This is a genomic window from Thalassospira australica, from assembly GCF_044790785.1.
GTDB lineage: Bacteria > Pseudomonadota > Alphaproteobacteria > Rhodospirillales > Thalassospiraceae > Thalassospira > Thalassospira australica_A.
On sequence record NZ_CP085258.1, the window covers coordinates 1291507 to 1303582 of the forward strand.

The window sequence follows — 12076 nt, forward strand, 5'->3', positions numbered from 1 at the left end:
CCAGAATAAACGGAGTTAGAAATGGCTAAAGAAAAATTTGCCCGTACAAAACCGCACGTGAACGTCGGCACCATCGGCCACGTTGACCACGGTAAAACCACGCTGACCGCAGCGATCACCAAAGTTCTCGCAGAGAGCGGCGGGGCATCGTTCCAGGACTACAGCATGATCGACAAGGCACCGGAAGAGAAAGCTCGTGGTATCACGATCTCGACCGCGCACGTCGAATATGAAACGGCGAACCGCCACTATGCGCACGTCGACTGCCCGGGCCACGCTGACTATGTCAAGAACATGATCACCGGTGCGGCACAGATGGACGGCGGCATCCTGGTTGTTTCGGCAGCAGACGGCCCGATGCCGCAGACCCGCGAGCACATCCTGCTTGCGCGTCAGGTTGGCGTTCCGGCCCTCGTCGTGTTCATGAACAAGGTTGACCAGGTCGATGACGAGGAACTCCTCGAACTCGTCGAAATGGAAATCCGTGAACTTCTGTCGTCCTACGACTTCCCGGGCGACGACATTCCGATCGTTAAAGGTTCGGCTCTGGCAGCCCTTGAAGGTCGTGATGACGCGATTGGCAAAGAAGCGATCCTGAAGCTGATGGAAGCTGTTGACAGCTACATCCCGGCACCGGAACGTCCGAAAGACCGTCCGTTCCTGATGCCGATCGAGGACGTGTTCTCGATTTCGGGTCGTGGTACGGTTGTGACCGGCCGTGTTGAAACCGGTATCGTCAAGGTTGGTGAAGAAGTCGAAATCGTCGGTATCAAAGATACCGTCAAAACGATCGTCACCGGCGTTGAAATGTTCCGCAAGCTGCTCGATCAGGGTGAAGCTGGCGACAATATCGGCGCGCTGCTGCGCGGCACCAAACGTGAAGACGTCGAGCGTGGCCAGGTTCTGGCACATGTCGGCTCGATCAAGCCGCACACCAAGTTCACTGCAGAAGCCTACATCCTGACCAAGGATGAAGGTGGCCGTCACACGCCGTTCTTCTCAAACTACCGTCCGCAGTTCTACTTCCGTACCACTGACGTCACCGGCTCGATCGAGCTGCCGGCAGGCACGGAAATGGTTATGCCGGGCGACAACGTCCAGATGACCGCGACCCTCATTGCACCGATTGCAATGGACGAAGGTCTGCGTTTCGCAATCCGTGAAGGCGGTCGTACCGTCGGCGCGGGCGTTGTTGCCAAGATCATCGAGTAATTTTCTCTTGATCTTTGTGAAGCGGGCGGCTATGTAAGCCGCCCGCAACACTTTTGCGGCAATCGTCAACTCCAGTTGAGGGGCCGGTGTCCTTTTGAGGGCTCCGGTACATAATTACATGGATAGTCAGAACATTCGCATTCGCCTGAAGGCGTTTGACCATCGCGTGCTGGATCAGTCCACGCGCGAGATCGTCAATACGGCGAAGCGCACTGGCGCAGAGGTCCGCGGCCCGATTCCGCTGCCGACCCGCATTGAGAAATACACTGTTCTGCGGTCTCCGCACATCGATAAGAAATCGCGTGAACAGTTCGAAATCCGTACGCATAAGCGTCTTCTCGACATTGTCGACCCGACTCCCCAGACCGTTGATGCTCTGATGAAGCTCGACCTGGCTGCAGGCGTCGACGTCGAGATCAAACTTTAATCGGGAGTAAGCCGCAATGCGTAGTGGACTTATTACCCAGAAGGTTGGCATGACTCGCGTCTTCACGGACGAAGGCGTGCACCTTCCTGTCACCGTTCTGAAAGTCGATAACCTTCAGGTCGTTGCTAATCGTACCAGCGACACCGACGGTTACGTTGCTGTTCAGCTTGGCTATGGCAAAGCAAAAGTGAAAAACGTATCGAAGCCGATGCGCGGTCACTTCGCAAAAGCCAAGGTCGAGCCGAAAGCCAAACTTGCTGAATTCCGCGTTAGCGAAGATGCCCTAATCGAAGTCGGTGCCGAACTTTCGGCTGCCCACTTTGTCGAAGGCCAGTTCGTTGACGTTATCGGCACCTCCATCGGTAAAGGTTTTGCCGGTGCGATGAAGCGCCATAACTTCGGTGGTCTGCGTGCGTCGCACGGTGTGTCTGTATCGCACCGTTCGCATGGTTCCACCGGTCAGTGCCAGGATCCGGGCCGCGTCTTCAAAGGTAAGAAGATGGCTGGTCACATGGGTGCGGCTCGCGTTACCGTTCAGTCCCTGAAAATCGTCTCTACCGACGCTGACAAGGGTCTTGTTCTGGTTCACGGTGCTGTTCCGGGTCATGCTGGTGCGTATGTCCTTGTCAAGGATGCTGTGAAACGTGCTGCACCGGAAGGTCTGCCGTTCCCGGCCGCGCTTAAGGGTGCTGCTGCCCCGGCTGCTGAAGAAGCTGCCGCCGAGGATAAGGAATAAGCATCATGAAGCACGATATTCTGAAACTTGACGCGTCCAAGGCAGGTAACATCGATCTCGCAGAAGAGATCTTTGGTCTGGACGTTCGTCGTGACATCCTTCACCGCATGGTGAACTGGCAGCTGGCAAAACGTCGCGCCGGGACCCACAAGGTCAAGGAAAAGAGCGAGATCTCTGCGACCACGAAAAAGTTCGTACGTCAGAAGGGTAGTGGCGGTGCACGTCACGGTTCCCGCAAAGCCGTACAGTTCCGTGGTGGTGGTGTGGCGCATGGTCCGCGTGTTCGCGATCATTCGCACGATCTGACCAAGAAATTCCGTAAGCTCGCGCTGAAAACCGCTCTGTCGGCCAAAGCAAAGGACGGTAAGCTTATCGTTCTTGATAATGCGGAATTCTCGGACGCCAAAACCAAGAATCTGGTCGCAGTTTTCGCTAAGCTCGGCTGGAAATCTGCACTGATCATCGACGGTTCGCAGGTCAATGAGGGCTTTGCACGTGCTGCGCGCAACATCCCGCAGATTGATGTGCTGCCCGAGATTGGTGCTAACGTCTATGACATCCTGCGCCGTGACACCCTGGTGCTGACCAAGGGTGCGGTCGAAGCGTTGGAGGCACGTCTCAAATGACGATCATCAGCAAAGAGCGGATGTACGAAGTCATCCGCGCCCCGCATATCACTGAAAAGTCGACGCTGATTTCTGAACACAATGCCGTTGCGTTCAAAGTTGCGATCGACGCCACCAAGCCGGAGATCAAGGCTGCTGTGGAAGGTCTGTTCGGGGTGAAGGTCAAGGCGGTCAATACCTCTGTGGTAAAAGGCAAGACCAAGCGTTTTCGCGGTACTGTCGGTCGCCGGAGCGATTTCAAGAAAGCGATGGTTACCCTCGAAGAGGGTCAGTCCATCGACGTGACGACGGGAATCTAAGACATGGCTTTGAAGAAGTTTAAACCAACCTCTCCTGGTCGCCGTCAGCTGGTTCTTGTCGATCGTTCCGATCTCCACAAGGGCAAGCCGATCAAAGCGTTGACCGAAGGTCTTCGCAAGAAAGGTGGCCGTAACAACTCTGGTCGTATCACCGCCCGCCGTATTGGTGGTGGTCACAAGCGTCGTTACCGCATTATCGACTTCAAACGTACCAAGTTTGATGTCGTTGGTACGGTCGAACGTCTGGAATATGATCCGAACCGCACGGCGTTTATCGCCCTGGTTCGTTATTCCGATGACGAGTTGGCCTACATCCTCGCACCGCAGCGTCTTGCTGTCGGCGACAACATTGTTGCAGCCGAACGCGTAGATATTAAGCCGGGCAATGCCGCACCGCTGAAGAATATTCCGGTCGGTACCATCGTCCATAACGTCGAACTGAAAGCCGGTAAAGGTGGTCAGATCGCACGTTCGGCAGGCACCTATGTGCAGCTTGTCGGCAAGGACCAGGGTTACGCCCAGCTTAAGCTGTCCTCCGGTGAGGTACGTTTGGTTCGTGGTGAATGCATGGCTACCATCGGTGCCGTGTCCAACCAGGACCAGCAGAACACAAACCTTGGTAAAGCAGGCCGCAATCGCTGGCTTGGCAAGCGTCCTTCGGTTCGTGGTGTTGCCATGAACCCGATCGATCACCCGCATGGTGGTGGTGAAGGTCGCACTTCGGGTGGTCGTCACCCGGTTACGCCGTGGGGCAAGCCTACCAAGGGCAAACGTACCCGCTCGAACAAAAAGACTGACGCGCTCATCATGCGCCGTCGTCATAAGAGCTAACGGAGGAGGCTAGACTATGGCGCGTTCCGTTTGGAAGGGTCCGTTTGTAGACGGATACCTTCTTAAGAAAGCCGAAACAGTCCGTGCTTCAGGCCGGAATGAGGTAATCAAGACCTGGTCGCGGCGCTCGACGATTTTGCCGCAATTCGTAGGCCTCACCTTTGGGGTTTACAATGGCCAGAAGTTTCTGCCGGTACTTGTGAACGAAGATATGATCGGTCATAAGTTCGGCGAGTTTTCGCCGACCCGTACCTACTATGGTCACGCGGCCGACAAGAAGGCGAAGAGGAAGTAACGATGGGTAAAAAAGCTGACATCCGTCGGCTGGCGGACAACGAGGCTGCGGCTTCGCTCCGGGCAGTACGCATTTCCCCGCGTAAGCTCAACCTCGTCGCCGAGTCGATCCGTGGTATGAAGGCAGAGGCTGCTTTGGCAGAGCTCACCTTCTCCAACAAACGCATTTCGCAGGACGTCAAAAAGCTGCTGGAATCGGCAATCGCTAATGCCGAGAACAATCACCAGCTTGATGTCGACCGTCTCTTTATCAAAGAGGCGACTGTTGGTAAGGCATTCGTGATGAAACGTTGGCGGGCCCGCGCACGCGGTCGCGTCGGCAAGATCATCAAGCCGTTCTCCAACATGCGCATCGTCGTCTGCGAACGTGAGGAGGCCGAGTAATGGGTCAGAAAGTAAATCCGATCGGTCTGCGCGTTGGCATCAACCGTACGTGGGATTCCCGCTGGTACGCCAACAAGGCCGATTTCGCTGGCCTTCTTCATGAAGACCTGGCGATCCGTCAATACATCTTCGACCGTCTGAAACAGGCGGGTGTATCGAAGGTGATTATCGAACGTCCGGCGAAAAAAGCCCGTATCTCGATCCACTCTGCCCGTCCGGGCGTTGTTATCGGGAAAAAAGGCCAGGACATCGAGAAGCTCAAGAACGATCTGCAGAAACTGACCAAGTCGGAAGTGCAGGTTAACATCATCGAAATCCGTAAACCGGAAATCGATGCCAAGCTGGTCGCTGACAACATCGCCCAGCAGCTTGAGCGCCGTGTTTCGTTCCGTCGCGCTATGAAGCGCTCGGTTCAGAACGCAATCCGTCTCGGTGCTGGTGGCATTCGTATTAATGCTGCCGGTCGTCTTGGTGGTGCTGAAATCGCTCGTACCGAATGGTACCGTGAAGGTCGCGTTCCGCTGCACACTCTGCGTGCGGACGTTGATTACGGCACTTCGGAAGCACACACCACCTATGGTGTTTGCGGTCTGAAGGTCTGGATCTTCAAGGGCGAAATCATGGCTCACGATCCGTTGGCTTCCGAGCGTAAAGCGCTCGAGTCGGCTGGTTCAGGTCGTAAGTAAGGAGATAGAGAGATGCTTTCTCCAAAACGTACAAAGTTCCGTAAAGCACACAAAGGCCGCCTTAAAGGTGAGGCCAAAGGTGGTACGGAACTTAATTTCGGCGCTTATGGCTTGAAAGCCTTGGAGCCGGAGCGTATAACGGCGCGTCAGATCGAAGCGGCCCGCCGCGCGATCACCCGCCACATGCGCCGTCAGGGCCGTGTGTGGATCCGCGTTTTCCCGGATCTCCCGGTATCTCAGAAGCCTGCTGAAGTCCGTCAGGGTAAAGGCAAGGGCTCTGTTGAATATTGGGCGGCACGTGTGAAACCGGGTCGGATTATGTTTGAACTTGACGGTGTTCCGCTGGATCTTGCACGTCGGGCCTTTGAGCTCGCAGCGGCAAAATTGCCGATCAAGACCAAGTTTGTCACGCGTCTTGGTGAAGGGGAGTAATTAGTGATGAAAATTGCTGATCTCCGCGCGAAAAGCGCTGATGAACTAAAACAGATGCTGCTCGACCTGCGTAAGGAATCGTTCAATATGCGTTTCCAGCAGGCTTCCGGTCAGTTCGAGAACACTGCGCAGGTCCGTAAGGTCCGCCGTGATATCGCCCGCATCAAAACCCTTCTCGGAAACGAGAAGGGTGCTACTGCGGCCTAACTGGACACGCATAGGAGTTAAGACACATGCCGAGGCGTGTATTGCAGGGGACAGTCGTTTCGACAAAAAACGACAAGACTGTGGTGGTCCGTGTGGAACGCCAGGTCATGCACCCGCTGTATAAAAAGTATGTGCGCAAGTCGAAGAAATTCCACGCGCATGATGAAGAGAACCGCTTCAAGACGGGTGACGTCGTTCGTATTCGCGAATGCCGGCCGATCTCGAAATTGAAGTCTTGGGAAGTAGTGGTCGAGGAGTGAGTCCTCAGCCCAACCATAGTCAAGGGGTAAACCCATGATCCAGATGCAGTCCAATCTGGACGTTGCCGATAATAGCGGCGCTCGCCGTGTTCAGTGCATCAAGGTGCTGGGCGGCTCGAAGCGCAAAACCGCTAATGTCGGTGATGTTATCGTGGTTTCCGTCAAGGAAGCCATTCCGCGCGGTCGTGTTAAGAAGGGTGCAGTACACAAAGCTGTCATCGTTCGGACCGCAAAGGAAATTCGTCGTTCCGATGGATCGGCGATCCGCTTTGACCGTAATGCGGCCGTTCTTATCAATGCGAACGGCGAGCCTATCGGTACGCGTATTTTCGGCCCGGTAACCCGTGAACTTCGTTCGCGCGGTTACATGAAGATCATTTCGCTTGCCCCGGAGGTGCTGTAATGGCTGCCAAGATTAAAAAGGGTGATCGCGTCATTGTTCTGACGGGTAAAGACAAAGGGAAAACCGGCGAAGTTATCGCCGCTTTCCCAACCGAGAACAAGGTTCTGGTTTCGGGCATCAACCTGGTGAAACGTCACCAGCGCCCGACCGGTGCTGATGCTGGCGGCATCGTCGAGAAGGAAGCGAAAATCAACGTTTCCAACGTGGCGATTGTCGACCCGAAAGAAAACAAGCCGACCCGCGTCGGTTTCAAGACCCTCGATGATGGTCGCAAGGTTCGCGTAGCGAAGCTCAGCGGCGAAGTCATCGACAACTGAGGGACGGAAAAATGACGCGCCTGCGCGAACATTACAAAGAAGTGGTGCGTGACGCACTCCAGAAGGAGTTCTCCTATGTGAACTCCATGGAGGTTCCGCGCCTCGAGAAGATCGTGATCAATATGGGTGTCGGCGACGCCACCCAGGATCGCAAAAAGCTGGAAGGTGCGGCTGCGGATCTCGCTGCCATCACCGGTCAGAAGCCTATCTTCACCAAAGCGAAAAAGTCGGTAGCGGCTTTCAAGCTTCGTGAAGGCATGAACATCGGTTGTAAAGTGACCCTGCGTCGCGACCGTATGTACGAGTTCCTGGACCGTCTGGTCACTGTCGCGCTTCCGCGCGTTCGTGACTTCCGCGGCCTGAACAAAAAATCCTTCGATGGTCGTGGCAACTTTGCCATGGGCCTCAAGGAACAGTTCGTCTTTCCTGAAGTCGAGTACGACAAAGTCGACTCGGTTCGCGGGATGGACATCATCATTTGCACCACGGCAAAGTCCGACGCCGAAGCTCTCGCCCTTCTCAAGGGCTTTGATCTTCCGTTCGGAAACTAACTGGAGGTTGGCCCATGGCCAAGAAAAGCGCCGTTCAGCGCGAACTTAAACGTGAGCGCCTGGCTAAGCAGCATGCTGCCAAGCGTGCCGCCCTTAAAGCGGTCATCAGCAATCGCGAGACGTCCCCCGAGGATCGTATCGCGGCTGTGATCAAACTCGCCCAGCTGCCGCGTAACTCGGCCCGTATCCGTCAGCGTATCCGCTGCCAGGTTTCCGGTCGTCCGCGCGGTGTCTATCGCAAATTCCGCCTGTCCCGTATCGCCCTTCGCGAACTTGCTTCGCGTGGTCAGATCCCGGGCATGGTGAAGTCGAGCTGGTAAGGAGGACATCACATGTCGATGACTGATCCCGTAGGCGATATGCTCACGCGTATCCGCAACGGTCAGCGCGTTGGTAAATCCAGCGTTGCTTCGCCGGCTTCAAAACTGCGTACCGGTGTGCTGGATGTTCTCCAGCGCGAAGGCTACATCCGCGGTTACAGCATTAATGAAATTCGCAAGGGCGTCAGCGAAATCAACATCGAACTCAAATATTTTGAGGGCGAAGGCGTGATTAAGCAGATCGACCGCGTCTCGACCCCGGGTCGTCGTGTGTATTCGAAGATCAAAGATCTTCCGAAAGTATACAACGGTCTGGGCATCGCAGTCCTATCCACTCCGAAAGGGGTTCTGTCGGATCAGGAGGCTCGCGAGCAGAATGTCGGCGGCGAAATCCTCTGCAAGGTATTCTAAGGAGGGCCAACGATGTCGCGAGTAGGAAAAAACCCGGTGGTCGTGCCTAGCGGCGTTACCATCACCCTGACCGAAGAACAGATCAGTGCAAAAGGCAAGCTCGGTGAGCTTCGTCTGCCGCTGACCTCGGACGTAACTGTTTCACAGGATGACAACCAGATCACCGTGAAACCGGCCAACGATACGAAGCGCGCACGTGCCCTCTGGGGTACCACGCGTGCCAATATCGCAAACCTCGTAACCGGGGTTTCGGACGGCTTCACCAAGAAACTGGAAATCACCGGTGTTGGTTACCGTGCGCAGGTCCAGGGCAATAAACTGGTTCTGCAGCTTGGCTTCTCTCATGACGTGGAAATGGAGATCCCCGCGGGTCTTAACGTCGTCGCAGAAAAGCCGACCCTTATCGCCATCTCTGGCGCAGATAAACAGCTCGTTGGTCAGTTCGCTGCAAATGCACGCGGCTGGCGCGGTCCGGAGCCTTACAAAGGCAAAGGTGTCCGTTACGAAGGCGAGTATATCTTGCGCAAAGAAGGCAAGAAGAAGTAAGGACTGGCACGATGAAAAACGCGAGAAACCTCTTCGAGCGCCGCAAACGCCGCGTTCGTTTTGCGATCCGCCAGAAAGCGGCCGGTCGCCCGCGCCTCAGCGTGCACCGTTCCAACGCGCATATCTATGCACAGATCATCGACGATCTGGCAGGCAAGACTCTTGTCTGCGCATCGTCGGCCGAGAAAGATCTCGGTGGCAAAGGCAGCAATGCCGATGCAGCTGTGCTGGTCGGTAAAGCTATTGCCGAACGTGCCGTTGCCGCTGGTGTGAAAACGGTCGTATTCGATCGTGGCGGGTATTTGTTCCATGGCCGGGTGAAAGCTCTGGCCGATGCCGCCCGTGAGGGCGGTCTGGACTTCTAAGGAGCACGACCATGGCACGTAATCAGAATACACAACAGCAGCAGCAGGCGCCGAAAGCCCGTGAAGAAAACGAACTCGTCGACAAGCTGGTTGGTATCAACCGCGTCGCGAAAGTCGTTAAGGGCGGTCGTCGCTTTGCTTTCTCCGCAATGGTTGTCGTCGGTGACCAGCGCGGTCGCGTCGGATACGGCACGGGCAAAGCCCGTGAAGTTCCGGAAGCGATCCGCAAGGCTACCGAAGCAGCCAAGCGCAACATGATCCGCGTTCCGTTGCGTGAAGGCCGTACCCTTCACCACGATGTGCAGGGCCATTTTGGTGCAGGCCGGGTTATTCTCCGTTCTGCGCCGGCTGGTACCGGTATCATTGCTGGCGGTGCGATGCGCGCGGTTTTCGAAACCATGGGTGTTCAGGACGTCGTGTCCAAATGCACCGGTTCGAACAACCCGCACAACGTTATCCGTGCAACTCTTGACGCTCTGGTCAACGGTGCTTCACCGCGTCAGGTCGCTGCAAAACGCGGCCTGAAGGTTGGCGAGATCGTTGCCCGTCGCGATAGCGGTTCGGCTGCGGCCGCCGTTCTCGAAAAGGAGTAATTCGATATGGCTGCCAAGAAAAAAGCGACCGTACGCGTTACCCAGACGGGTTCGCCGATCGGACGTCCGGCTGATCAGCGCCAGACCCTTGTGGGTCTTGGCCTGAACAAACTGCACCGGACTCGTGAGCTGGAAGATACTCCGGCTGTTCGCGGTATGATCGCCAAGGTCAAGCACCTCGTCCGCGTGGACGAGGCCTGATTGGCCACCAGATCGAAAAGGTGTTGATTAATGAAACTCAACGAACTTGCCGATAACCCGGGTGCCCGCAAGGCGCGCACCCGCGTCGGTCGCGGTATCGGTTCGGGCAAAGGCAAAACTTCTGGCGCAGGTCAGAAGGGTCAGACGTCCCGTTCCGGTGTAGCGATCAATGGCTTCGAAGGCGGGCAGATGCCAATCTACCGTCGTCTTCCGAAGCGCGGCTTTAAAAATCCGTTCCGGAAACTGTTCGGTGTCGTGAACCTTGGTACCCTTCAGACCGCCGTTGATAACGGTGTTCTTGAAGAAGGTGCGAATGTCACCATCGACGTTCTGGTCGAAAAAGGCCTGGCCCGTCCGCAGAAAGACGGTCTGCGTCTGCTCGCCAAAGGCGAACTGAAAGCGAAACTGAACATCGAAATCACCGGTGCTTCCAAGTCGGCTATCGAAGCCGTCGAGAAAGCGGGTGGCTCGGTCAAGGTTCTTGCTCCGGTTGCCGCAGCAGAAACCGCAGAATAAGCCTCTATGACTACGTGAGGGTCCGGTTCCCAAGATTACGGGACCGGACCCTCCAGTTTTAGCCTATTGGGAGATAAGTGCATGGCATCGGCCGCCGAGCAGCTTGCCGCGAACCTGAACTGGTCGTCTTTTTCTAAGGCAACCGAGCTTAAAAAGCGCATCTGGTTCACGTTGGGCGCGCTTATAGTTTACCGTCTGGGAACATATATCCCGATTCCCGGCGTTGACCCGTCCATTCTTGCTGATATTTTCCAGCAGAATGCTGGTGGCGTCCTGGGCATGTTCGACATGTTTGCTGGTGGTGCGCTCGGGCGCATGACCATCTTCGCGCTGAACATCATGCCTTATATCTCTGCCTCGATCATCATTCAGTTGATGACCACTGTTTCGCCAAGCCTTGAGGCTATGAAAAAAGAGGGCGAACAGGGGCGTAAAAAGATTAATCAATATACGCGCTATCTTACCGTTCTGATCGCCACGATCCAGGCCTGGGGCATTGCCGTCGGTCTTGAAAGCATGAGCGGTTCGACCGGTTCTGCGGTTCACGATCCGGGCATGTTCTTCCGCTTTACCGCGGTTATCACCCTTGTCGGTGGTACCATGTTCCTGATGTGGCTGGGCGAACAGATCACCCAGCGCGGTATCGGTAACGGCATTTCGCTGATCATTTTCGCCGGTATTGTTGCGGGCCTTCCCGCCGCGATCGCAGGCACCCTTGAACTGGGCCGTACCGGCGCGATTTCCGCACTGGTGATCGTTACGATCATCGTGCTGGCGATTGCCGTGATTGCCTTCATCGTGTTTGTGGAACGTGCCCAGCGCCGTGTTCTGATCCAGTATCCGAAACGCCAGGTCGGCATGAAGGTCATGGAAGGTCAGAGCTCGCATCTGCCGCTCAAGATCAATACTGCCGGTGTGATCCCGCCGATCTTTGCAAGCTCTCTTCTGCTGATGCCGCTGTCGGTTGCGCAGTTTACTGCCGGTGTGGATGCGCCTGCGTGGCTCAGCACCGTGACCGCGTTGCTTGGCCGTGGCCAGCCGCTTTATATCGGTCTGTATATCGCGTTGATCGTCTTCTTTGCCTTCTTCTACACGGCGGTTGTTTTCAACCCGGAAGATACGGCAGACAACCTGAAAAAACATGGTGGCTTCATTCCGGGCATCCGCCCGGGCAAGAATACCGCCAACTATCTGGATTTCATCCTGACCCGTCTTACGGTCGTCGGTGCGGCTTATCTGTCATTTGTTTGTATCCTGCCGGAATTGCTGATCGCCGAATGGTCGGTGCCGTTCTACTTTGGTGGGACTAGCTTGCTGATCGTTGTCACGGTAACCATGGATACCGTAGCACAGATCCAGTCGCATATGCTGGCTCACCAGTATGAAGGCCTGATCAAGAAATCCAAATTGCGTGGACGCCGTCGCTAAGGCGGCGCCACGAAGACCTTCAGGGGGACGA

General features: G+C 55.8%; 23 protein-coding genes. All 23 read left to right on the top strand.

What is annotated here, in order from left to right:
* The first annotated feature begins 21 nt into the window (after positions 1–21).
* The 23 genes from tuf (at position 22) to secY (ending at position 12045) form a co-directional block, all read left to right on the top strand.
* On the top strand, positions 22–1212 hold the full coding sequence (gene tuf, locus LG297_RS06115; protein WP_040059651.1) for an elongation factor Tu: 1191 nt from the start codon (positions 22–24) through the stop codon (positions 1210–1212).
* Positions 1213–1330: 118 nt separating this feature from the next.
* Positions 1331–1639 (top strand): 30S ribosomal protein S10, encoded by a 309-nt coding sequence (rpsJ, locus tag LG297_RS06120; RefSeq protein WP_007091508.1) that lies wholly within the window; start codon positions 1331–1333, stop codon positions 1637–1639.
* A 16-nt stretch (positions 1640–1655) separates the two neighbouring features.
* The gene (gene rplC, locus LG297_RS06125; RefSeq protein WP_062952329.1) at positions 1656–2375 is read left to right on the top strand and encodes a 50S ribosomal protein L3; all 720 of its coding nucleotides are present in this window, start codon (positions 1656–1658) and stop codon (positions 2373–2375) included.
* Between the two features lie 5 nt (positions 2376–2380).
* Positions 2381–3001, top strand: a complete 621-nt coding sequence (rplD, locus tag LG297_RS06130) for a 50S ribosomal protein L4 (RefSeq protein WP_404426056.1) — start codon at positions 2381–2383, stop codon at positions 2999–3001.
* Positions 2998–3300 carry a 50S ribosomal protein L23 gene (locus tag LG297_RS06135; protein ID WP_007091505.1) on the top strand — a complete coding sequence of 101 codons (303 nt, stop codon included), beginning with the start codon at positions 2998–3000 and terminating at the stop codon, positions 3298–3300. Before rplD ends, LG297_RS06135 begins: the two co-directional genes overlap by 4 nt.
* A gap of 3 nt (positions 3301–3303) precedes the next feature.
* Positions 3304–4131 (top strand): 50S ribosomal protein L2, encoded by an 828-nt coding sequence (rplB, locus tag LG297_RS06140; protein WP_007091504.1) that lies wholly within the window; start codon positions 3304–3306, stop codon positions 4129–4131.
* Between the two features lie 16 nt (positions 4132–4147).
* Complete coding sequence (rpsS, locus tag LG297_RS06145; protein WP_007091503.1) at positions 4148–4426, top strand: 30S ribosomal protein S19; 279 nt, start codon at positions 4148–4150, stop codon at positions 4424–4426.
* Positions 4427–4428: 2 nt separating this feature from the next.
* On the top strand, positions 4429–4809 hold the full coding sequence (rplV, locus tag LG297_RS06150) for a 50S ribosomal protein L22 (protein WP_007091502.1): 381 nt from the start codon (positions 4429–4431) through the stop codon (positions 4807–4809).
* A complete protein-coding gene (rpsC, locus tag LG297_RS06155) occupies positions 4809–5495 on the top strand; it encodes a 30S ribosomal protein S3 (protein ID WP_404426057.1) in 687 nt (228 codons plus the stop codon). Before rplV ends, rpsC begins: the two co-directional genes overlap by 1 nt.
* Positions 5496–5507: 12 nt before the next feature.
* Entirely contained in the window at positions 5508–5927 is a 420-nt protein-coding gene (rplP, locus tag LG297_RS06160; protein WP_007091500.1) for a 50S ribosomal protein L16, read from the top strand.
* 6 nt (positions 5928–5933) lie between these two features.
* Positions 5934–6134 (top strand): 50S ribosomal protein L29, encoded by a 201-nt coding sequence (gene rpmC, locus LG297_RS06165; protein ID WP_007091499.1) that lies wholly within the window; start codon positions 5934–5936, stop codon positions 6132–6134.
* A 26-nt stretch (positions 6135–6160) separates the two neighbouring features.
* A complete protein-coding gene (rpsQ, locus tag LG297_RS06170) occupies positions 6161–6394 on the top strand; it encodes a 30S ribosomal protein S17 (RefSeq protein WP_007091498.1) in 234 nt (77 codons plus the stop codon).
* 34 nt (positions 6395–6428) lie between these two features.
* Positions 6429–6797 (top strand): 50S ribosomal protein L14, encoded by a 369-nt coding sequence (gene rplN / locus LG297_RS06175; protein WP_007091497.1) that lies wholly within the window; start codon positions 6429–6431, stop codon positions 6795–6797.
* Complete coding sequence (gene rplX, locus LG297_RS06180; RefSeq protein ID WP_007091496.1) at positions 6797–7114, top strand: 50S ribosomal protein L24; 318 nt, start codon at positions 6797–6799, stop codon at positions 7112–7114. Before rplN ends, rplX begins: the two co-directional genes overlap by 1 nt.
* A gap of 11 nt (positions 7115–7125) precedes the next feature.
* The gene (gene rplE / locus LG297_RS06185) at positions 7126–7665 is read left to right on the top strand and encodes a 50S ribosomal protein L5 (protein ID WP_404426058.1); all 540 of its coding nucleotides are present in this window, start codon (positions 7126–7128) and stop codon (positions 7663–7665) included.
* A gap of 14 nt (positions 7666–7679) precedes the next feature.
* Positions 7680–7985 (top strand): 30S ribosomal protein S14, encoded by a 306-nt coding sequence (gene rpsN, locus LG297_RS06190; protein WP_062952335.1) that lies wholly within the window; start codon positions 7680–7682, stop codon positions 7983–7985.
* Between the two features lie 12 nt (positions 7986–7997).
* On the top strand, positions 7998–8396 hold the full coding sequence (gene rpsH, locus LG297_RS06195; RefSeq protein WP_062952336.1) for a 30S ribosomal protein S8: 399 nt from the start codon (positions 7998–8000) through the stop codon (positions 8394–8396).
* A gap of 12 nt (positions 8397–8408) precedes the next feature.
* Positions 8409–8942, top strand: coding sequence for a 50S ribosomal protein L6 (gene rplF, locus LG297_RS06200; protein WP_007091492.1), 534 nt, complete (start codon positions 8409–8411; stop codon positions 8940–8942).
* Positions 8943–8953: 11 nt separating this feature from the next.
* Positions 8954–9307: a 50S ribosomal protein L18 gene (rplR, locus tag LG297_RS06205; protein ID WP_404426059.1), complete on the top strand. Its 354-nt coding sequence runs from the start codon at positions 8954–8956 to the stop codon at positions 9305–9307.
* A gap of 11 nt (positions 9308–9318) precedes the next feature.
* Entirely contained in the window at positions 9319–9900 is a 582-nt protein-coding gene (rpsE, locus tag LG297_RS06210; protein WP_007091490.1) for a 30S ribosomal protein S5, read from the top strand.
* Between the two features lie 6 nt (positions 9901–9906).
* Positions 9907–10101 (top strand): 50S ribosomal protein L30, encoded by a 195-nt coding sequence (gene rpmD, locus LG297_RS06215; RefSeq protein ID WP_007091489.1) that lies wholly within the window; start codon positions 9907–9909, stop codon positions 10099–10101.
* 30 nt (positions 10102–10131) lie between these two features.
* Positions 10132–10617 carry a 50S ribosomal protein L15 gene (gene rplO, locus LG297_RS06220; RefSeq protein ID WP_037990970.1) on the top strand — a complete coding sequence of 162 codons (486 nt, stop codon included), beginning with the start codon at positions 10132–10134 and terminating at the stop codon, positions 10615–10617.
* A gap of 81 nt (positions 10618–10698) precedes the next feature.
* Positions 10699–12045 carry a preprotein translocase subunit SecY gene (secY, locus tag LG297_RS06225; protein ID WP_404426060.1) on the top strand — a complete coding sequence of 449 codons (1347 nt, stop codon included), beginning with the start codon at positions 10699–10701 and terminating at the stop codon, positions 12043–12045.
* Positions 12046–12076: the final 31 nt, after the last annotated feature.